The 16,450-nt window shown below is 70.9% G+C and carries 15 protein-coding genes and 1 pseudogene; 6 read left to right on the top strand and 10 right to left on the bottom strand.

Translation table 11 applies throughout. The features are described 5' to 3' along the window. Positions 1-75: 75 nt before the first annotated feature. The 5 genes and pseudogenes from ACFY1P_RS09535 to ACFY1P_RS09515 form a co-directional block, all read right to left on the bottom strand. Positions 76-768: a hypothetical protein gene (locus ACFY1P_RS09535; protein WP_390750316.1), complete on the bottom strand. Its 693-nt coding sequence runs from the start codon at positions 766-768 to the stop codon at positions 76-78. 153 nt (positions 769-921) lie between these two features. After that, positions 922-1,245: a hypothetical protein gene (locus ACFY1P_RS09530; protein WP_361529503.1), complete on the bottom strand. Its 324-nt coding sequence runs from the start codon at positions 1,243-1,245 to the stop codon at positions 922-924. 169 nt (positions 1,246-1,414) lie between these two features. Continuing rightward, entirely contained in the window at positions 1,415-2,443 is a 1,029-nt protein-coding gene (locus tag ACFY1P_RS09525; protein ID WP_361529527.1) for a glycosyltransferase family 4 protein, read from the bottom strand. A gap of 1,069 nt (positions 2,444-3,512) precedes the next feature. Then, positions 3,513-4,079, bottom strand: a pseudogene (locus tag ACFY1P_RS09520) (hypothetical protein); the annotation flags it as partial. Between the two features lie 63 nt (positions 4,080-4,142). Further along, positions 4,143-4,559 (bottom strand): hypothetical protein, encoded by a 417-nt coding sequence (locus ACFY1P_RS09515; protein WP_390750315.1) that lies wholly within the window; start codon positions 4,557-4,559, stop codon positions 4,143-4,145. Between the two features lie 513 nt (positions 4,560-5,072). On the opposite strand from ACFY1P_RS09515, the gene ACFY1P_RS09510 reads away from it, so the two are divergent. Then, positions 5,073-5,627 carry a carboxymuconolactone decarboxylase family protein gene (locus ACFY1P_RS09510; protein WP_361529497.1) on the top strand — a complete coding sequence of 185 codons (555 nt, stop codon included), beginning with the start codon at positions 5,073-5,075 and terminating at the stop codon, positions 5,625-5,627. A 17-nt stretch (positions 5,628-5,644) separates the two neighbouring features. Here ACFY1P_RS09510 and ACFY1P_RS09505 read toward each other — a convergent pair whose 3' ends face one another. The 3 genes from ACFY1P_RS09505 to ACFY1P_RS09495 are packed head-to-tail and all read right to left on the bottom strand — an operon-like array spanning position 5,645 to position 7,617. After that, positions 5,645-6,493 carry an SAM-dependent methyltransferase gene (locus tag ACFY1P_RS09505; RefSeq protein WP_361529494.1) on the bottom strand — a complete coding sequence of 283 codons (849 nt, stop codon included), beginning with the start codon at positions 6,491-6,493 and terminating at the stop codon, positions 5,645-5,647. Then, positions 6,490-6,747: a DUF397 domain-containing protein gene (locus tag ACFY1P_RS09500; RefSeq protein ID WP_116214726.1), complete on the bottom strand. Its 258-nt coding sequence runs from the start codon at positions 6,745-6,747 to the stop codon at positions 6,490-6,492. Before ACFY1P_RS09500 ends, ACFY1P_RS09505 begins: the two co-directional genes overlap by 4 nt. 3 nt (positions 6,748-6,750) lie before the next feature. Further along, positions 6,751-7,617, bottom strand: a complete 867-nt coding sequence (locus ACFY1P_RS09495) for a helix-turn-helix transcriptional regulator (RefSeq protein ID WP_361529491.1) — start codon at positions 7,615-7,617, stop codon at positions 6,751-6,753. Positions 7,618-7,810: 193 nt separating this feature from the next. On the opposite strand from ACFY1P_RS09495, the gene ACFY1P_RS09490 reads away from it, so the two are divergent. Continuing rightward, positions 7,811-8,221 (top strand): ATP-binding protein, encoded by a 411-nt coding sequence (locus ACFY1P_RS09490; RefSeq protein ID WP_361529488.1) that lies wholly within the window; start codon positions 7,811-7,813, stop codon positions 8,219-8,221. A gap of 13 nt (positions 8,222-8,234) precedes the next feature. Here ACFY1P_RS09490 and ACFY1P_RS09485 read toward each other — a convergent pair whose 3' ends face one another. Next, complete coding sequence (locus ACFY1P_RS09485) at positions 8,235-9,026, bottom strand: SGNH/GDSL hydrolase family protein (protein WP_361529485.1); 792 nt, start codon at positions 9,024-9,026, stop codon at positions 8,235-8,237. Positions 9,027-9,236: 210 nt separating this feature from the next. On the opposite strand from ACFY1P_RS09485, the gene ACFY1P_RS09480 reads away from it, so the two are divergent. The 4 genes from ACFY1P_RS09480 (at position 9,237) to ACFY1P_RS09465 (ending at position 13,149) form a co-directional block, all read left to right on the top strand. Continuing rightward, complete coding sequence (locus ACFY1P_RS09480) at positions 9,237-10,034, top strand: tyrosine-protein phosphatase (protein WP_390750314.1); 798 nt, start codon at positions 9,237-9,239, stop codon at positions 10,032-10,034. Positions 10,035-10,064: 30 nt separating this feature from the next. Next, on the top strand, positions 10,065-10,715 hold the full coding sequence (locus ACFY1P_RS09475) for an alpha-ketoglutarate-dependent dioxygenase AlkB family protein (RefSeq protein WP_390750313.1): 651 nt from the start codon (positions 10,065-10,067) through the stop codon (positions 10,713-10,715). Between the two features lie 242 nt (positions 10,716-10,957). Further along, positions 10,958-12,130 carry an MBL fold metallo-hydrolase gene (locus ACFY1P_RS09470; RefSeq protein WP_390750312.1) on the top strand — a complete coding sequence of 391 codons (1,173 nt, stop codon included), beginning with the start codon at positions 10,958-10,960 and terminating at the stop codon, positions 12,128-12,130. A gap of 149 nt (positions 12,131-12,279) precedes the next feature. Then, positions 12,280-13,149 carry a chitosanase gene (locus ACFY1P_RS09465; protein ID WP_390750311.1) on the top strand — a complete coding sequence of 290 codons (870 nt, stop codon included), beginning with the start codon at positions 12,280-12,282 and terminating at the stop codon, positions 13,147-13,149. 50 nt (positions 13,150-13,199) lie between these two features. On the opposite strand, the gene ACFY1P_RS09460 is transcribed toward ACFY1P_RS09465, so the two are convergent. Further along, a complete protein-coding gene (locus tag ACFY1P_RS09460) occupies positions 13,200-16,430 on the bottom strand; it encodes an amidohydrolase family protein (protein WP_390750310.1) in 3,231 nt (1,076 codons plus the stop codon). Between the last annotated feature and the right edge of the window lie 20 nt (positions 16,431-16,450).

The raw sequence follows: 16,450 nt of genomic DNA, 5'->3' as shown, positions 1-16,450 counted from the left end.
CCTGGTCGCGGCCACGACGGTGGCCGCTGAGCGTCCGGACCCGGCTCAGGGGCGGCGAGTGCCGGATCCAGGTCGTCAGAGGCGGGACGAGGAGCGGGCGGCCTCCCGTTCCTCGACAAGGGCGCGCATGGCCTCGGGGTCGGCCGCGGCCTGCTGGTAGCGATAGCACAGCGCCGCGTTGGCCACGTACTGCAGCCCCTCCTTGACCCCCGGTGGGTGGGGCAGGGCGTAGACGCGGCCTTCGTGGCGGACGGGGGGCGCGCCCAGAAGGGCGGTGTGGGCGATCTCCCACGCGGCGTCCTCGAAGCCCCAGCCGCGGAACCGCTCGTCCTGGCCCCCATGGGCCCACCACGTCGCCGGAGTGGTCACGTAGACGCCACTGCACGCGCCCTGGACCGTGAGGGCGCTGCACTCGGACAGCGCCACTCCCGCACGGTGCTGCGCGCTGCCTTCGGCGTCGACGGACCGGTATTCGGTGTACGGCAGATGGACGAGGTCGCTTCCGGCGGCGCCCTCGACGGCGTTCCGGAGCGGGGCTTCCTCGGCCAAGGTGTCGGCGTCGGCGATGATGACGATGTCGGCCCCGGGCCGCTCGGCACGGCGCACCCCCGCGTTGCGGCAGGCGGCTGGGTTGAACGGCTCGTCGTCGGTGTCCACGTCGAGCACCGCGGCGGCGGGCAGCGTGCGGAGCCAGTGGGCGACGCTGATGTCGTGGGCTTCCTCGCGGCCGGGCTGGGGCCGCCAGGGTATGGCGACGGCGATGTTCACGGCTCCTCCTGGGACGGTGCGCGGCCGCTACGGGAGCGGCGGGGTGGTGGCGGCCGAATGCGAAGGCCCACCGGCCGGCGGGGTCGTCGGCCGGAGGGCCTTCGCGTCAGCGGCGGACGGTGCGTTGCCTGTGTTCGGGCTGCCGCTCTTCGGTCAGGTACTGGTGATGTCGGCGATGACGAGTGCGGTGACGGTCCCCCTGAACTGCCGGTTGTTGTCCGAGGTCGCACCGGGGCGGGTGCGGCGCCAGATGGTCAGCTCGACGGCCGCGTCGTAATCCGGATTCTCGGTTGAAACGATCTTCAATCCCACTTGGTCGAGCGTCAGGATCTGGTCGACGTCCGCCTTGTGGTCGTAGACCGCTTCGAGGGAATACGACTGAAGCGCCACACTCCAGACGGACTTGTTCCTCAGGTCCTTACGGACCTTGCCGTTGAGTGCGAACCCCACCGTCTGCTTGCAGGGGCTGTCACCCATGGGTGTATCGCTCACCGTGAACGTGACCGGTTTGAATTCGACAGGCACTGCCTTGCCTCCGGTTCGGGTCGGAAGTTCGTCGGCGGTATTTCTGTCGTGACCACTCCGGATTCTTCCGCCTGAGTGATCGCATATGGGGCGGTGGTCATTCCGCCGAGAGGGACGCTGGTCAGCGCGCCGAGCCCGCTATGCGGAAGGAGGTCCGTCGGCTCTCACTGCCCAGCGACTCGATGGCTTCGCACCAGACATCGAGGTCGGGGGTCTTGGTCAGTTCGTCGGATCGGGCCTTCGCCCGGCGGGAGGCCCTCGCCCAGTTCTTCGGGTCTCTCAACCCCATCAGAGCGTGGATCCAGGCGTCCATGTCGTCGCGGTAGGCGAAGATCCCAGCCTCGCCGAGGGATTCGATCAGCCCGGGGGTGGGATGGGCGATCACCGGGATGCCGGACGCGAACGCCTCCACGGCCACCCGTCCCCAGGACTCGTACAGACTGGGCATGAGCATCACGCGGGACCGGCCGTAGACGTGCGTGCGCATCTCGTTTCCGGGTACGCCGTCGACGACTTCGCAGTTGGGCAGCCGTGGCGGTGGCATGATCTGCTGCCCGTAGGCACCACGGACGCCCAGGAATTGCCACTCCGGCGTCCATGCGGCGATCTGCCAGAAGAGGTCGCCGCCCTTGTCGGGGTTGAGGTTCACCAGGGTGGCGCGGTCGCCCGGTTCGGTGCGGTAATCCTCCGCGATCACGGGAGGGCGGACGACGACCGTGCGCTTGGGCAGGAATTCCGGAGGGTAGCGCGCATAGAAGATCTCCCCGTCCCGCCGGATCCATTCGCTGTTGTAGACCACGAGATCGGCTCCGGCCGCGTTGTGGAAGCTCGTGGCGAAGTTGTCGTGGCAGATCACGGCCACGGGAATCCGGCGGGCCTGGGCCAGGCCCGACACGATGGGGACGTTCTCGAAGTGGGAGAGGAGTACGTCCGCCTTTTGCGAGGCGGCGGCGAAGTCGGCGCCTTCCTGATACGGGATGACGTGCACCCCGTCGATGTCGTAACTCTTCTCGATGCTCCCGGGGTGGGAAAGCCAGACGGTCACCCGGTGGCCGCGCTCGGCCAGCGGGCGGAGCATCGAGTGGAGCATCCACTCGGATCCCGCGTTGTGGGCCGGTGGATATCCGTACACCCGGGCCGCGATGGACAGGCTCCATGACTTGGTGCGTGCAGCCAGGGGAGGCTTGTGCGGGCGGGCCGCCGCCGAGTCCACGTGCATGTACTCCCTCCGGAAGAACGGCATGAGAGCGGGGCGAAGGGCGCCTTCGAGTGATGCCGCCCGCGAGGCCGGCCGGGACCACGGCCTCACCGTGGCCCCGGTGGCGCAAGGCGGCGCATTTCTGATGGCGGCCTTCCGGCGGGAAGGATCCAGCCGTCACCGGGCCTACTTGTCGATGACAGTGACGGGCGCGACGGTCTGCTTGCCGCCTACCGTGAAGGTCAGGTTCGTGTCGCCCAGCACGGCGTCCTCGGGGGTATGCACCAGGATCAGCAGCGAGTTCGATGCCCCCGGCCCCGACAGGCGCAGGTCGACGGGACCGTTGGTGGAAGGTCTGCTTGTCCTCCGACAAGGTCCCGCCATAGGAGGCCAGTTGCCGGCCATCGCCCCATACGAGCAGGTTGCCGCCGCCGTGGAACTGCAGGTTCTTTCCCTCGGGGAGCCGCACACTCACCGTCTGCGGGGGGACCTTGCCGACTCCGAGCTGATTCACGAACATGCCTGGCATGGCCAGGTCCTGTCCGCGCCGCACTGTCGTCGGTCCCCCCGGTGTCACCGAGAACCCGACCACGACGTCGACGGGCGCGGCGGTCGGAGGCAGGTCGCCGACCGTGAAGGTCAGTTGCGCTTCGCCCAGCTCGGCGCCGTCAGGGGCTTCCACCGCGACCAGCAGCGAGTTCGTCGCGCCTGCTCCCGACAGGTGCAGGTCGACGGGGCTGTTGGTGGTGAAGGTCTGTTTGTCCGCCGACACGGTCCCGCCGTAGTAGTATGGGGAGCCGTCCGCGAGATACACGAGCAGCGTGCCGCTGCCGGAGAACCGCAGGTTCTTTCCCTTGGGGAGCTGCACACTCACCGTCTGCGGGGGAATCCAGCCGTCCCCGAGTGCCTTCACGTACACGCCCGGCCAGCCGGCGCCGCCGGAGCGGTCCAGGGTCGTCATTCCCCCCGACCACACGGCGATCTGGGCCGGGACGGGGAGACCGCTCACCTTCCGCACTCGATGGTTCTGCGTGTCCGAGATGTAGAGGCTGCCATCGGAACCCACCGCCACCCCGCAGGGACCGTTGAGGGATGCCTTGGCAGCCGGCCCGCCGTCGCCGCCGTAGTCAGCGCTGCCGTCACCTGCGAATGTGGTGATCGTCTGGGTCTTCGCGTCGACCTTCCGTACCCGGTGGTTGTCGGTGTCGGCGATATAGAGACTGCCTCCGGAATCCACCGCGACACCGCGGGGGCGGTTGAGGCCGGCGTGGACGGCCGGCCCGTAGTCACCGGAGAAGATGGCGCTGCCGTCACCGACGACGGTGGTGATCGTCCGGGTCTTCGCCCCGACCTTCCGCACCCGGTCGTTGTCGGTGTCGGCGATATAGAGATCGCCGTGGGAATCCACCGCGACACCGCGGGGACGGTTGAGGGCGGCGTGGACGGCCGGCCCGTCGTCACCGGAGAAGTCCTGCTCGCCGTTGCCCGCGACGGTGGTGATCGTCCGGGTCTTCGCGTCGACCTTCCGCACCCGGTGGTTGTCGGTGTCGGCGATGTAGAGATCACCTCCGGAATCCACCACGACGCCGAAGGGCGTGTAGAGGCTGGCCTCGTCGGCTGCCTTCTGGTCCCCGTCGAAACCGGCCCTGCCTCAACCTGCGACGGTGGTGATCGTCCGGGTCTTCGCGTCCACCCTCCGCACCCGATGGTGTTCGGTGTCGGCGATGAACAGATTGCCTTTGGCGTCCAATGCGATGCCGCGGGGACTGGAGAGGGCGGCGTCAACGGCCGGGCCGCCGTCGCCGGAGAAGTCCTGTTCGCCGTTGCCCGCGATGGTGGTGATCGTCCGGGTCTTCGCGTCGACCTTCCGTACCCGGTGGTTGTCGGTGTCGGCAATGTAGACATTGCCGAAGGCGTCCGTTGCGACGGTGTTGGGGCGGCAAAGGCTGGCCGTGCCGGCTGCGTGACCGTCACCGGTGTAATCGGCGTTGCCGTTGCCCGCCACGGTGTCGATGGAAGGGTCGCTTGTCGGCTCCGGAGCCCCCTGGGTACCGACGGGTTCACTCATCGCCGTCTCCTCCCCGCTGTCGATTGCGCAGTACGAGATCTTCGACTCGTCTGTCGCTTTGCTGCCTGGAACATGCGGAGCGATCACTGCTCGCCCCTTGGGCCGCTCACCATCTGCCTGGCTCACCCGTGTTCGCGGCAAATATCTCCGATGCGGCCTTTGCTGTGCCGAACCAGGCTCACTTGGGTCCGGGCTTCCGCGAAAGGGGGGGCTCTTTACGCGACGTAGCGTTCCCTGCCACGCGGCCAAGTCAGCCGATCTGCACATCATTTGATGACACTCACCACACGCGCCACATGCAGGATGAGCACTACCTTCCCACGTGCATCTCGCAGCGCACTGGTCCCTGACCCTTCGGGCGCACCATGCCGAAACGGGGTCAGGATGGCCTGGACCGGCTCGTACGGAACAAGCCAGACATTCTCCGGGAAGTTATTCGCGGGCATGTCACGGATCCGCAGGGGCCGCCCGTCGTACGGGCGGAAGCCACCGACACGACACGGAGGTCCAGCCATGGCCCGCATTTCCCTCACCCCCCGGCCCACCCCGCTCGTCCGGCTGATCCGGTGGTACTGCCGACGCAGCTACGGCAAGGCGCTCGACCCGGTGATGGCCACCGCGCACAACGCGCGGGTCGTGCTCGCCACCAGCGGGTTCGAGTTGGCGGTGGGCCGCTGGAAGAGGCTCGATCCGCAGCTCAAGGCGCTGGCGGTGATGGCCGCGGCGGCGGCCGTCGAGTGCTCGTGGTGCATGGACTTCGGCTTCTGGGAGAACCACCGGCACGGTCTCTCGCCCGAGAAACTGCGCGATGTGCCCCGCTGGCGGGAGAGCGAGGTCTACACCCCGCTGGAGCGGGACGTCATGGAGTACGCCGAGGCGATGTCCGCCACCCCGCCCACCGTCACGGACGAGCTGGTGGAGCGGCTGCGGAAGCACCTCGACGACGCCGCCCTGGTCGAGCTGACCGCGATGGTCGCGGTGGAGAACCTCCGCTCGCGCACCAACACCGCACTCGGCCTGACGAGCCAGGGCTTCAAGGACACGTGTGAGGTCCGGGTCCCCGACTGAGAACCCGGCCCCGCACCTCAGGGCTTCTGCCCCACCCCGCCGTAGAAGATCGTGCTGTTGAGCTCCTCCGCGCTCGGCACGGGGCCGTCCGGGCGCCACAGCGGCACCCGCACCAGGCCCGGGTCCTGGAGCACGAAGTCGCCGAAGAGGGGCGCGACGGCCGTGCGGTCGCGCAGGTTCAGGGCGGCGGTGGCGTTCTTGTACGTGCCGAGCACGCTGTCCCGCGCCTTGACGTCCGTATAGCCGTCCGCGTAGCCCTCGTACGGCTCGGCCGTGGCGTGGGACAGCACCAGGCGGCTGCCCGAGGGGAGTGCGGCGCCGAGCGTGGCGACGAGGCCGGCCGGGTCCTCCTCGTCCTTCACGAAGTGCAGGACGGCCACCAGCAGCAGGGCCACCGGCTCGGTGAAGTCGATGAGTTCGCGCACGGCCGGGTGGGCCAGGACGGCCTCCGGCTCGCGCACGTCACCGAGGACGAACGCGGCATGCCCCGTGTCGGTGAGCTTCGCACCGGCGTGGGTCGCCACGATCGGGTCGTTGTCGACGTACGCGACCCGGACGTCCCCGGCGATCTCGCGGGCCACCTCGTGGGTGTTCGGCGACGTGGGAATGCCGGTGCCGATGTCGATGATCTGGCGGATTCCGTCGCGCACGCAGTCCCGCACGGCGCGCTGGAGAAAGGCGCGGTTGGCGCGGGCGGAGAGCCGCACCTGCGGGTGCGCCTGGATCACGTGTTCCGCGGCCTGCCGGTCGACCTCGTAGTTGTCCCAGCCACCGAGGTAGTAGTCGTACATCCGGGCCGGGTGCGGCCTGCTGGTGTCTATTTCCTCGGCCGAGAAGCCCCGCTCGCTCACGCCGTGCTCATTCATTCGCAGCTCACACTCGTTCCCGCGAGAAGGAAGTCGGCCTGGCCGGCCTTCGCGCCCCTGATGAAGCTTTCGATTTCGTGGTGCGTGTAGATCAGCGCCGGACCCTCCGGATCGGTGGACTGGCGCAGGGCGACCCGGCCGTCCCCCAGCCGCATGGCCTCGACGCAACTTCCCCCGTTGCCGCCGCTCCACGGCTTGCTCCACCCCTCGGTGCCGAGGTCGGTGGCAGGCATGCCGTTGTATATGCGATCCATGGTTCAGATCTCCTTACGAATGCCACCGAGGACGGCCTTGGTGGTGTGTGCCGGCGCGGCCTGCGCGCACATGCGGTCCAGCGCTTCCAGGAAGGCCGAGACATCGTCGCGCTGGTCGAAGTAGGAGGCCCCGACCAGGTTTTCCGCGTAGGCGATGTCCGGCAGTTCGGCGAGCGGGAACCGGAAGATATGGAAAGGTCCGTACATTGCCGGATGCGGGCCGGCGGCGAACGGCATGATCTGCAGCCTGACGTTCGGCAGGTCGGTGGCCTCCATGAGCCGGGCGATCTGCGCGCGCATGATGTCGGGCCCGCCGATGGGCCTGCGCAGCACGGTCTCGTCCATCACCACCCAGAGCAGCGGCGCGCCGTCCTCGGTGAGCAGCGACTGGCGCTGCCTGCGCACGGTGACCGCGCGGTCGATGTCGGCGGCGGGCGCGTGCGGCATTCCGGCGCGGAGCACGGCGCGGGCGTAGTCCTCGGTCTGCAACAGCCCGGGGACGTAGTGCGGTTCGTAAGCGCGAATGAGGTTGGCCTCTCCTTCGAGGCTCACGAAGGCGCTGAACCATTCGGGGAGAACGTCGCGGAAACGGTGCCACCAGCCGGGGCGGTTGGCCTCGCGGGCGAGGGAGAGAAAGCTCTCGACCTCTTCCGGTCCGGCGACGCCGTAGACGCACAGCAGCTTCTCCACATAGGGGAGCTTCAGACCGACTTCGGCCTTCTCCATTCTGCGGATCGTGGCATGGGTCACATCGAGAGCGCGGCCCGCGTCCTCATAGGACAGCCCGGCCTTCTCCCGGAGGTCCTGAAGGCGTTTGCCGAGTACGACCCGAAGGACGGTCGGGGCGCCTGTCGGCCGCGCGTCCGCCACTGTTGTTCCCCCTCCGTGCCGTCAGCTGCTGTCATATGCCCGCAGTGTGCCATGCACCCCTCGGAGCGCACAGACTGCCCTGACGATTCTGCAAATTACAGATTGAACCTTGCCACACATGACCGGCATCGCACATAGTTGCGGAGTGGTCCCCTCCCATGACGCACCTTCGCTCGGACGCTACGGCAGTTCCATGGCCGCGCGTCTTCAGGACGCCTTTCATTTCCCGGCTCTCAACACCTCGGTGGCGGAGGCGCGCAGACGAGTCGCCGCGCAGCTGCGGGAGTGGGGGATCGACGAAGTGGCGTGCGACGACGCCCAATTGGTGGTGTCGGAACTCTTCACCAACGCCGTGCGGCACACCGACAGCGAAAAGGTCAGCTGTCAACTGCGCCTGAGCGGCGCGCACGTGCGGATAGAGGTCACCGACCAGGGGCACACCTCGACGGAGCCGCGGGCGCGGTGCAGCGGCGCGGACGAGGAGAGCGGGCGCGGGCTGCTGCTGGTCGGTGTGCTGTCGAAGGCGTGGGGGGTCCGGCCCGACGACAGTGGCCGTGGCCGTGTCGTCTGGGCCGACCTGCCGCACCGGCGGCTCCCCCACTGACCTGCCGGCTGGACTACAGCGGCAGGAGATCGGGCCGCTTGGGCTCCACGTGGTCCCCCGAGGACTCCCCGCGCAGCCGGCGGCCGATCCACGGCACCAGGTGCTCGCGCGCCCAGTGGATGTTGTCGCGGCGCACCTCGGCGGGGGAGCGCTGTCCCTCCTCGGGCCACGCCTGGTCCGGGTCGGCGGGCACCTCCAGGCCCAGCACCTGCGCGGCGCGCAGCGCGACGCGCGTGTGCCCGTCCGGCGACAGGTGGAGGCGGTCGTCGCTCCAGGCCCGCCGGTCCTGGACCGAGCGCAGCGACCACAGGTCGAGGACCGGGCAGCCGTGCCGGTCGGCGATGGCGCGGACGTGGGCGGTGTAGGTCGCGATCTTGCCCCGCAGGTGGCGCAGGACCGGCATGCCGCGGGTGTCGAAGCCGGTGCACAGCAGCACCGTGCCGACCGAACCGGCGAGGTCCGCGACGGCCGCCTCGTAGCGCGCGGCCACGTCGTCCGGGTCGCTGCCCGGCCGCAGGATGTCGTTGCCCCCGGCGCAGAACGTCACGAGGTCCGGGCTGAGCTCCTTCGCCCGGGGCACCTGCTCCTCCACGATCTGGTCGAGGAGGCGGCCGCGGACGGCGAGATTGGCGTACCGGAAGTCGTGCTCGGCGTGCTGGTCGGAGAGGAGTACCGCCAGCCGGTCGGCCCAGCCGATGAAGGCGTCGTCCGGCCCCGGGTCCCCGACACCCTCGGTGAAGCTGTCCCCGACGGCTGCGTACGACCCGATCGTGCTCTTGCTGAATGCTTGCGAATCGTCTGCCACGTCAGCACATCTTTCACCTTCGGGAGTGACTTACGCCACCGTAACCAGGGGTTGACGTGCAGTGATGTATCCCACCCCGGAAAAATCGAGCCACCCGGAATACGTCGGCGCGGGTGTCCGCGAGAGCTGATCTGCCGTCGGGCCGTTGTCGTAAAGTCGCCTCGTCGCCTCGTCGACGAACAGCGTCGACGGCCGAATCTGGGAGCGCCCGTGACGCAGACGCCGCATGTCCCGTCCACCGAGCCCGAGCTGGCGGGGGTCCGCAACTTCCGTGACCTGGGCGGCCTCCCGGCGGCCGACGGGCGGCGCGTACGGTCCGGCGTCCTCTTCCGCAGCGGCCATCTCGCCCACGCGACCGAGGAGGACCGGCGCTTCCTCGAGTCGCTGGGCCTGCACACGGTCGTCGACTTCCGCAACGCCGCCGACATCGAGCTCGACGGCCCCGACGCCGAGTTGCTCGGCGTGCGGAACGTCAACATCCCGCTCAGCGACCCCGCGTACGGCGCCGAGTTCTGGAAACTGGTCCGCGCCCGGGACCTCGACCGGCTGCGGGAGGTGATGGCCGGCACGAGAGGCGTGGAGCGGATGTGTACGAGCTACCGCGAGATCATCACCACCCGCACCGCCGAGCACGGCCGCGTCCTGCGCATGGTCGCCGAGGAGGCCGTGCCCGTGCTGATGCACTGCGCCGCCGGGAAGGACCGCGCGGGGCTGGGCGTCGCGATCATCCTGCTCGCGCTCGGGGTGCCGCGCGACGTCATCGAGGCGGACTACCTGGAGTCGAACGCGCCGCACCGCCGCTACCGGATGCGGCACCCGCGCCCGGCGGAGCCGCCGGAGATCACGGCGCTGCTGTCACCGATGTTCGAGGCGCGGGCGGAGTACCTCGCCGCGGCGTTCGCCGCGATCGAGGAGACGTGGGGCACGGCCGACCGCTATCTCGCCGACGGCCTCGGGATCACCGCCACGACACGGGAACGGCTGCGGGAGCGGCTGCTCACGGAGTAAGCCCTCGCGGCGCGGACCTACGCTGGCGGTATGCACGACTCGCTCTTCCCCCGCCCCCGGGCCGAGATCGCCCCGGGCGCCGTGCACCTGCCCGACTGGCTGGCCCCCGCCGCGCAGGAGCGGCTGCTCGCCGCCTGCCGGGAGTGGGCCAGGCCGCCCGCCGGGCTGCGGACGGTGCGGATGCCGAGCGGCGGGGAGATGTCCGTACGGACGGTCTGCCTCGGCCGGCACTGGTTCCCCTACGGCTATGCCCGCACCGTCGTCGACGGCGACGGCGCGCCCGTGAAGCCGTTCCCGCCCTGGCTGGGCGAGCTCGCGCGGGCGGCCGTCGCCGACGCGTACGGCACGGAGGCGGCCGACGTCCCTCCGTACGACGTCGCCCTCGTGAACTTCTACGGGCCGGGCGCCAAGATGGGCATGCACCAGGACCGCGACGAGAAGGCCGACGCGCCGGTGGTCTCGCTGACCCTCGGGGACGCCTGCGTCTTCCGGTTCGGCAACGCGAGCGGCCGCGACCGGCCCTGGACGGACGTCGAGCTGCGCAGCGGTGACCTCTTCGTCTTCGGCGGCCCCGCGCGCCGGGCCTTCCACGGTGTGCCCCGCACCCTGCCGGACACCGCGCCGCCCGCGCTCGGGCTGTCCGGGCGGCTGAACATCACTCTGCGGGTGAGCGGGCTCTGAGCGGCCCCGAACGACACAGGCACTCGGCATGTTCATGGAAAAACCACGTGCGGACGCGGCCGCGACCCTGCACAGTGGGGCATGCTTCCGCCGCTGTCGTCCGGGCCCCAATCGGGGGTGGGCCCGGGCGGCGGCACGCGGAGTTCGCGTGGGCGCGGTCCTGGCTTCGGGAGGGGGTCACCGGCCGCCGGTCCTCGGGGGCAGATAATGGCATGACCTGCCCGCTGCTCACTGGAGGTGCCGTGACCGGCTTCCGCCCGAAAAGCTCACCGCTCGACGCTCTGCGCCCGGCCGCGTTCGGGGCGGATCCTTCCGGGGAGCGGATGGAGCGCATCCGGCGGTCGCCGAACTTCGCCGACGGGGTGTTCACCAACCCCGTGGCCGCCGACCGCACCCCCTCCGGATCCCTGCTGAAGTTCCTGCCGACGTACTTCCGTAAGGAGGAGCGGGCCCGCCGCACTCCCGCCGGCAATGTGCCCGTGCACCCCACGACCATCGCCGACCTGGCCGTTCCCGCCGCCTCCGGGCTGCGGCTGACGTGGCTGGGGCACTCCAGCGTGCTCGCCGAGATCGATGGCCACCGGGTGCTGTTCGACCCCGTGTGGTCGGAGCGCTGTTCGCCGTTCGCGTTCGCGGGGCCCAGGCGGCTGCACCCGGTGCCGGTGCCGCTGGCCGAGATCGGGCGGCTGGACGTGGTGGTCATCTCCCATGACCACTACGACCACTTGGACATGGCGACGGTCAGAGCCCTGGCCCGCACGGGCGTCCGCTTCGCCGTACCGCTGGGCGTCGGCGCCCACTTGGAGCACTGGGGCGTCAGGCCCGACCGGATCACCGAGCTGGACTGGCACGAGTCGACCGTGGTCGGCGGCCTCACCCTCACCGCCACCCCCGCACGCCACTTCTGCGGCCGTGCGCTGCGCAACACCCAGCACACCCTGTGGGCTTCGTGGGTGGTCGCCGGTCCCGAGCACCGCGTCTTCCACAGCGGTGACACCGGTTACTTCCCGGGCTTCACGGACATCGGCGCGCAGTACGGGCCGTTCGACGCGACGATGGTGCAGATCGGTGCCTACAGTGAGTTCTGGCCAGACATTCACATGACTCCTGAAGAGGGCATGCGGGCCCATCTCGATCTCCAGGGCGAGGCCGCGCGAGGCGTCATGCTGCCCATCCACTGGGGCACCTTCAATCTCGCGCCGCACTCCTGGGAGGAGCCCGTCGAGGGATCGGTCGCGGCAGGTCAGCACCATGGTGCGCGGGTCGCCACGCCGCGGCCGGGACAGCCCTTCGAGCCCGCGGGCGCGCTGCCGTCCGACCCGTGGTGGCGGCCGATCGCGCTCCACCCGGTCACGGTCCGGCCCGCGCCGGTGCGGCAGCGGGCCGACGACGCGGAGGCCACCGTAGGGGCGTAGCGCGGAGGTTGATGTCCGGCGCGGAAGTGGCGCGTTCCCGTTCCGGTGTTCGAGACATCTCTTGTGGCGGAAGTGGCTGTGCCGCTTCAATGCCCGTCAACGGTTAGGAAAGCTTCCTAACAGCTGATCGGGAATCGGAGAACCGCCGCATGCCCACGCGCATCTCGAAGAGGACCAGCCGCATCGCCCTGCTCTCTCTGGCCGTGGCCGTCCCGGCCTCGCTCGCCCTCGCGGGCGCGGGCCAGGCGGCCCCCGGCCCCGCCGGTGCCGCACCGGCCACCGCCCGGATACAGGCGGACCGGGCCAGGGCCGGCCTGGAGGACCCGCACGCCAAGGACATCGCGATGCAGCTGGTGGCCAGCGCGGAGAACTCCACGCTCAACTGGCGGGCGCAGTTCGCCTACATCGAGCCCTACGACGACGGCCGCGGCTACACCGGCGGCATCATCGGCTTCACCTCGGGCACCGGCGACATGCTCGAACTCGTCGAGGGCTACACCAAGACGAAGCCGGACAACCCGCTCGCCAAGTACCTCCCCGCCCTCCGCAAGGCCAACGGCAGCGACTCGCACGCCGGCCTCGGCAAGCCCTTCGAGGCCGCCTGGAAGAAAGCCGCCGAGGACAAGACCTTCCGCGACGCCCAGGAAGCCCTGCGCGACCGCATGTACTTCGACCCCGCCGTCGGGCAGGCGAAGGCCGACGGGCTGCGCACCCTGGGCCAGTTCGTCTACTACGACGCGATCGTCATGCACGGCCCCGGCGACGGCAAGGACAGCTTCGGCGGCATCCGCAAGGCGGCCATGGCCAAGGCCAGGACCCCGGCGCAGGGCGGTGACGAGAAGACCTACCTCAACGCCTTCTTCGACGCCCGCAAGAAGGTCATGAAGAAGGAGGAGGCGCACAGCGACACCAGCCGGATCGACACCGAGCAGCGCGTCTTCCTCGACAACGGCAACTTCGACCTCCGCCCGCCGCTGAAGTGGAAGGTCTACGGCGACTCGTACCAGATCAACCAGTAGCCGACGGCTCCCGCGCGCCCTTTGCGGGAGGGCGCGCGGGGCGGTGGCCGTCAGAAGTGCGGCAGCTCCATCTCCTCGCAGCAGGAGTCGCGGCGCAACTGCCGCCCGACCTCCAGCCATTCGTCGTGTGAGCGCGACGCGTGCGCCTTCCGGTCGCCCGCGCCGCCGTAAGCCCCCACCAGCTCCGCCTGCTCGAACGGGATCCCGCCGCGCAGCACCGACACCGTCCGCACGAGCGTGTCGAAGTCCGTGAACGGGTCGCCGTCCACGATCGTCACATCGGCCAGCTTCCCGGCCTCCAGTGTGCCCAGCTCCCGCTCCGCGCCGAACACCCGGGCGGGCAGGACCGTCGCCGTCCGCAGCGCCTGCGCCGGCGACAGCCCATAGCGGTGCAGGGCCCGCAGCCCCAGGTGCAGGGAGAGCCCGACCGGCACCAGGGGCGCGTCCGTGCCCAGCGCGACGATGCCGCCACCGGACAGGACCCGGCGATAGACGTCGATCTCCCGCTCCAGCGTGGCCAGTTGACCCGCCGTCGGCGAGGCGGCCGCCGTCTGCCGTACGACTGCCACGTCCCACGGCGGCATCAGCTTGGTCACCCGGGGATCCTCGGCCAGCGCCGGGGCCGCGCCGAGCAGCGGCACCGAGGTGAAGATCGTGGCGATCAGGTGGAAGTCCGTACCGGTGTAGATCTCCACCAGATCCTCGTACGCGCGGCCCGTCGCCGTTGTAGCGTGCCCGAACTCCAGGCGCTGGGTGGCCTGGAGATGTGTCGTCAGATCCTGGCCCAGCTGTACGCCGGGCGAGCAGAGGTGACTGCCCGCACGCACGCCGAGCCGGTCGTGGGCATAGCGCGCGGCCTCCTCCATCACCCAACCAGGCGCGCGCACATAGGTCTTGACGAAGTCCCAGTCCAGCCCGGCGCCCCGCTCCAGCGACCTCCGCAGCCCCTCGCGAGTGCGGTGCGGGCGGCCCATGCTGTACGCGACGCGCGCCCCGTCCAGCAGCTCGCCGGTGGCCAGCAGCCGGGGCCCGGCCAGCGCACCCGACGCGACGGCCTCACGGATCCGCGCCTGCTCATAGGCGAAGCCGCCGAGCGAGACCGCCGTGGTGATCCCGTACGCCAGCTGGAGCGCCGTCTGCCGTCCGCCGTAGGTGCTCTGCCAGGGATGCGTGTGCGCGTCCCACAGGCCGGGGAGCACCGTGTGCTCCGACGCGTCGACGGTGCGCAGGGCGGAGCGCCGGGAGCGGTGCGGCTCGACGGCGGCGATCCGGCCGTCACGCACCACGAGGTCGACGTCCTCGCGCACGGCCTCGCCCGTGCCGTCCCAGAACCTCCCGGCGCGCACGACCGTGTCCGCGGGGGTCGGCCGCCGGTAGTCGAGCGCGACCGGGACCGTACGGGCCGGCCCGCCCGCCACGTCCAGCAGCCGCAGGCGCCCGGCCGAGAGATACAGGATCCAGCGGGAGTCCGCGGACCAGGACGGGTGGTCCGCCGCCTCGTCCGTCAGCCGGCGCGGCTCGCCGTCGGGCGTCCCGTCCGGGCGCACGGGCAGCAGCCACAGCGCCGACTCGTGGATCACCGCCATGTGGCGGCCGTCCGGCGACCAGACGGGGCCGGAGTCGTAGCGGTCGGCGAGCGAGGCGTGCGGGGCGATGGCGTGGAGACGGCTGCCGCCGTCGGCGGTGTCGAGCACCCGGATGAGGTTGTAGCCCTCGCGGAACCGCTGGTTGAGCCGGTTGCGGTCGCACAGCGCGACACGGCGGCCGTCGGGCGACCAACTCGGTCTGCCGGGCAGCCCGCCCGCCCCCAGGGGCGCCGCGAGCACCCGGTCCGTCCCGGCGGCCAGATCGCGCACCACGAGATTGCCCGACATGTCCAGGCTGGCCAGCCGCGTACCGTCCGGCGAGAGCGCCGGGAGGACCCGGCCGCCGTCGGCCAGCAGCCTCTCCTCGCCCGAGGCGAGGTCACGGCGCCACACGGCCGGCAGCCCGTCGCGGTCGTCGCTGTAGACCAGCGACTTCCCGTCGCGGGTCCACGCCGGAGCGAGCAGATAGCGGGTGGACGCCGCACCCGTGACCCTGCGCGGCCGCCCGCCGGAAACGTCCGCGATCCACAGGGAGTTGAGCGCCGCGAACGCCACCTGCCGGGCGTCGGGCGACAGCGCGGGCAGATGCACGGCACGCGCCTTGTGCACGCCACCGACCTCGAAGTCGTACCGCTTGAGCCGGTATTGGGGCCGGTCCAGCGGCAGCTTCGCTGTGAAGGGGACGGTGGCGGTGACCGCGGCGGCGGCCTTGGCGTCCGCCCGTCCCGGCCGGATGATCCGGAACTGTCCGCTCACCGTGAGCAGCAGCTCGTCCCGCGACACCCACCGCGGCGGTACGGGCTCCACGTCACCCTCGACCGGCACGGCCGTACCGTCCACCACGAGCACGCAGGACGCGGCGGGCGCCGCCGTCGTGCGCAGATAGGCCAGCCTGCCGCCCGGCGAGACGGCTGGCGTCATCACCTGCGCGGCGGCCTCCTCGGTGTGCTCCGTACGCACCGGCCCCCGGCCGTCGGACGCCACCGACACGACCGTACGCGCCTGAAGCACACCCTCCACGACGCGCCCGCGGACGAACAACAGCCGCTTGCCGTCCGGCGACCACACCGGGTCGAAGTCCTCCCACGCGCCGTCCTGCGCCGGCCCGTCCTGCCCGGCCAGGCCGCTGATCCGGGTGAGCGTGCGCGTCCGCACGTCCACCACCCACACGCGGTACGGACTCCCGGCCACCGGGTCGCCGCCGCGCTCGGAGGCGAACGCGATCCGCGTACCGTCCGGCGACCACGCGGGCCCGCGGTCGTCCCACGGCCCGTCCGTGAGCTGCCGCAGCCCGGAGCCGTCGGGCCGCAGCGTCCAGAGGTGGAAGCCGCCGCCGCGGTAGGCGCAGACGGCGAGCGTCCTGCCGTCGGGGGAGTGGACGGGGCGGGTGGGTTCGAGATCGGCGGGCGTGATCGCCACGGCGTCCCCGCCAGAGCGGGGGACGGACCACAGGACGTTCTGCACCTCGGCGATGAGCCGGTCGCCGGCCGGGGAGAGGGACGCGGATCCGTTGGTGGCGGCGGTGAAGGACAGGGCGGCGCGCGGTGCGTGAGGGGCGGCCGCGGTCGCCGCGGCGGCGGGGAGCGTGGCGACGCCCGCCGCCGCTGCCGTACCGGCATCGGCTTGCAGGAAACCGCGCCGGGAGAGCGCGGAGAGGGGGGACGCGGGTGTGCCGACCGGGCCGGGGGTGTCCAACTGTCCTCCTGGGGCGGGGG

The sequence above is a fragment of the Streptomyces sp. NPDC001407 genome, assembly GCF_042895325.1.
Taxonomy (GTDB): domain Bacteria; phylum Actinomycetota; class Actinomycetes; order Streptomycetales; family Streptomycetaceae; genus Streptomyces.
The sequence above is the reverse complement of the archived record's forward strand: the minus strand, read 5'-3'. Positions and strand labels throughout refer to the sequence as shown.

Bases quoted from the DNA above. Each gene is read 5' to 3' on its own strand.
- ACFY1P_RS09530 (WP_361529503.1), bottom strand. From the start codon at position 1,245: ATGGGTGACAGCCCCTGCAAGCAGACGGTGGGGTTCGCACTCAACGGC.
- ACFY1P_RS09515 (WP_390750315.1), bottom strand. From the start codon at position 4,559: ATGAGTGAACCCGTCGGTACCCAGGGGGCTCCGGAGCCGACAAGCGAC.
- ACFY1P_RS09510 (WP_361529497.1), top strand. From the start codon at position 5,073: ATGGCCCGCATTTCCCTCACCCCCCGGCCCACCCCGCTCGTCCGGCTG.
- ACFY1P_RS09505 (WP_361529494.1), bottom strand. From the start codon at position 6,493: ATGAATGAGCACGGCGTGAGCGAGCGGGGCTTCTCGGCCGAGGAAATA.
- ACFY1P_RS09500 (WP_116214726.1), bottom strand. From the start codon at position 6,747: ATGGATCGCATATACAACGGCATGCCTGCCACCGACCTCGGCACCGAG.
- ACFY1P_RS09490 (WP_361529488.1), top strand. From the start codon at position 7,811: ATGGCCGCGCGTCTTCAGGACGCCTTTCATTTCCCGGCTCTCAACACC.
- ACFY1P_RS09475 (WP_390750313.1), top strand. From the start codon at position 10,065: ATGCACGACTCGCTCTTCCCCCGCCCCCGGGCCGAGATCGCCCCGGGC.
- ACFY1P_RS09465 (WP_390750311.1), top strand. From the start codon at position 12,280: ATGCCCACGCGCATCTCGAAGAGGACCAGCCGCATCGCCCTGCTCTCT.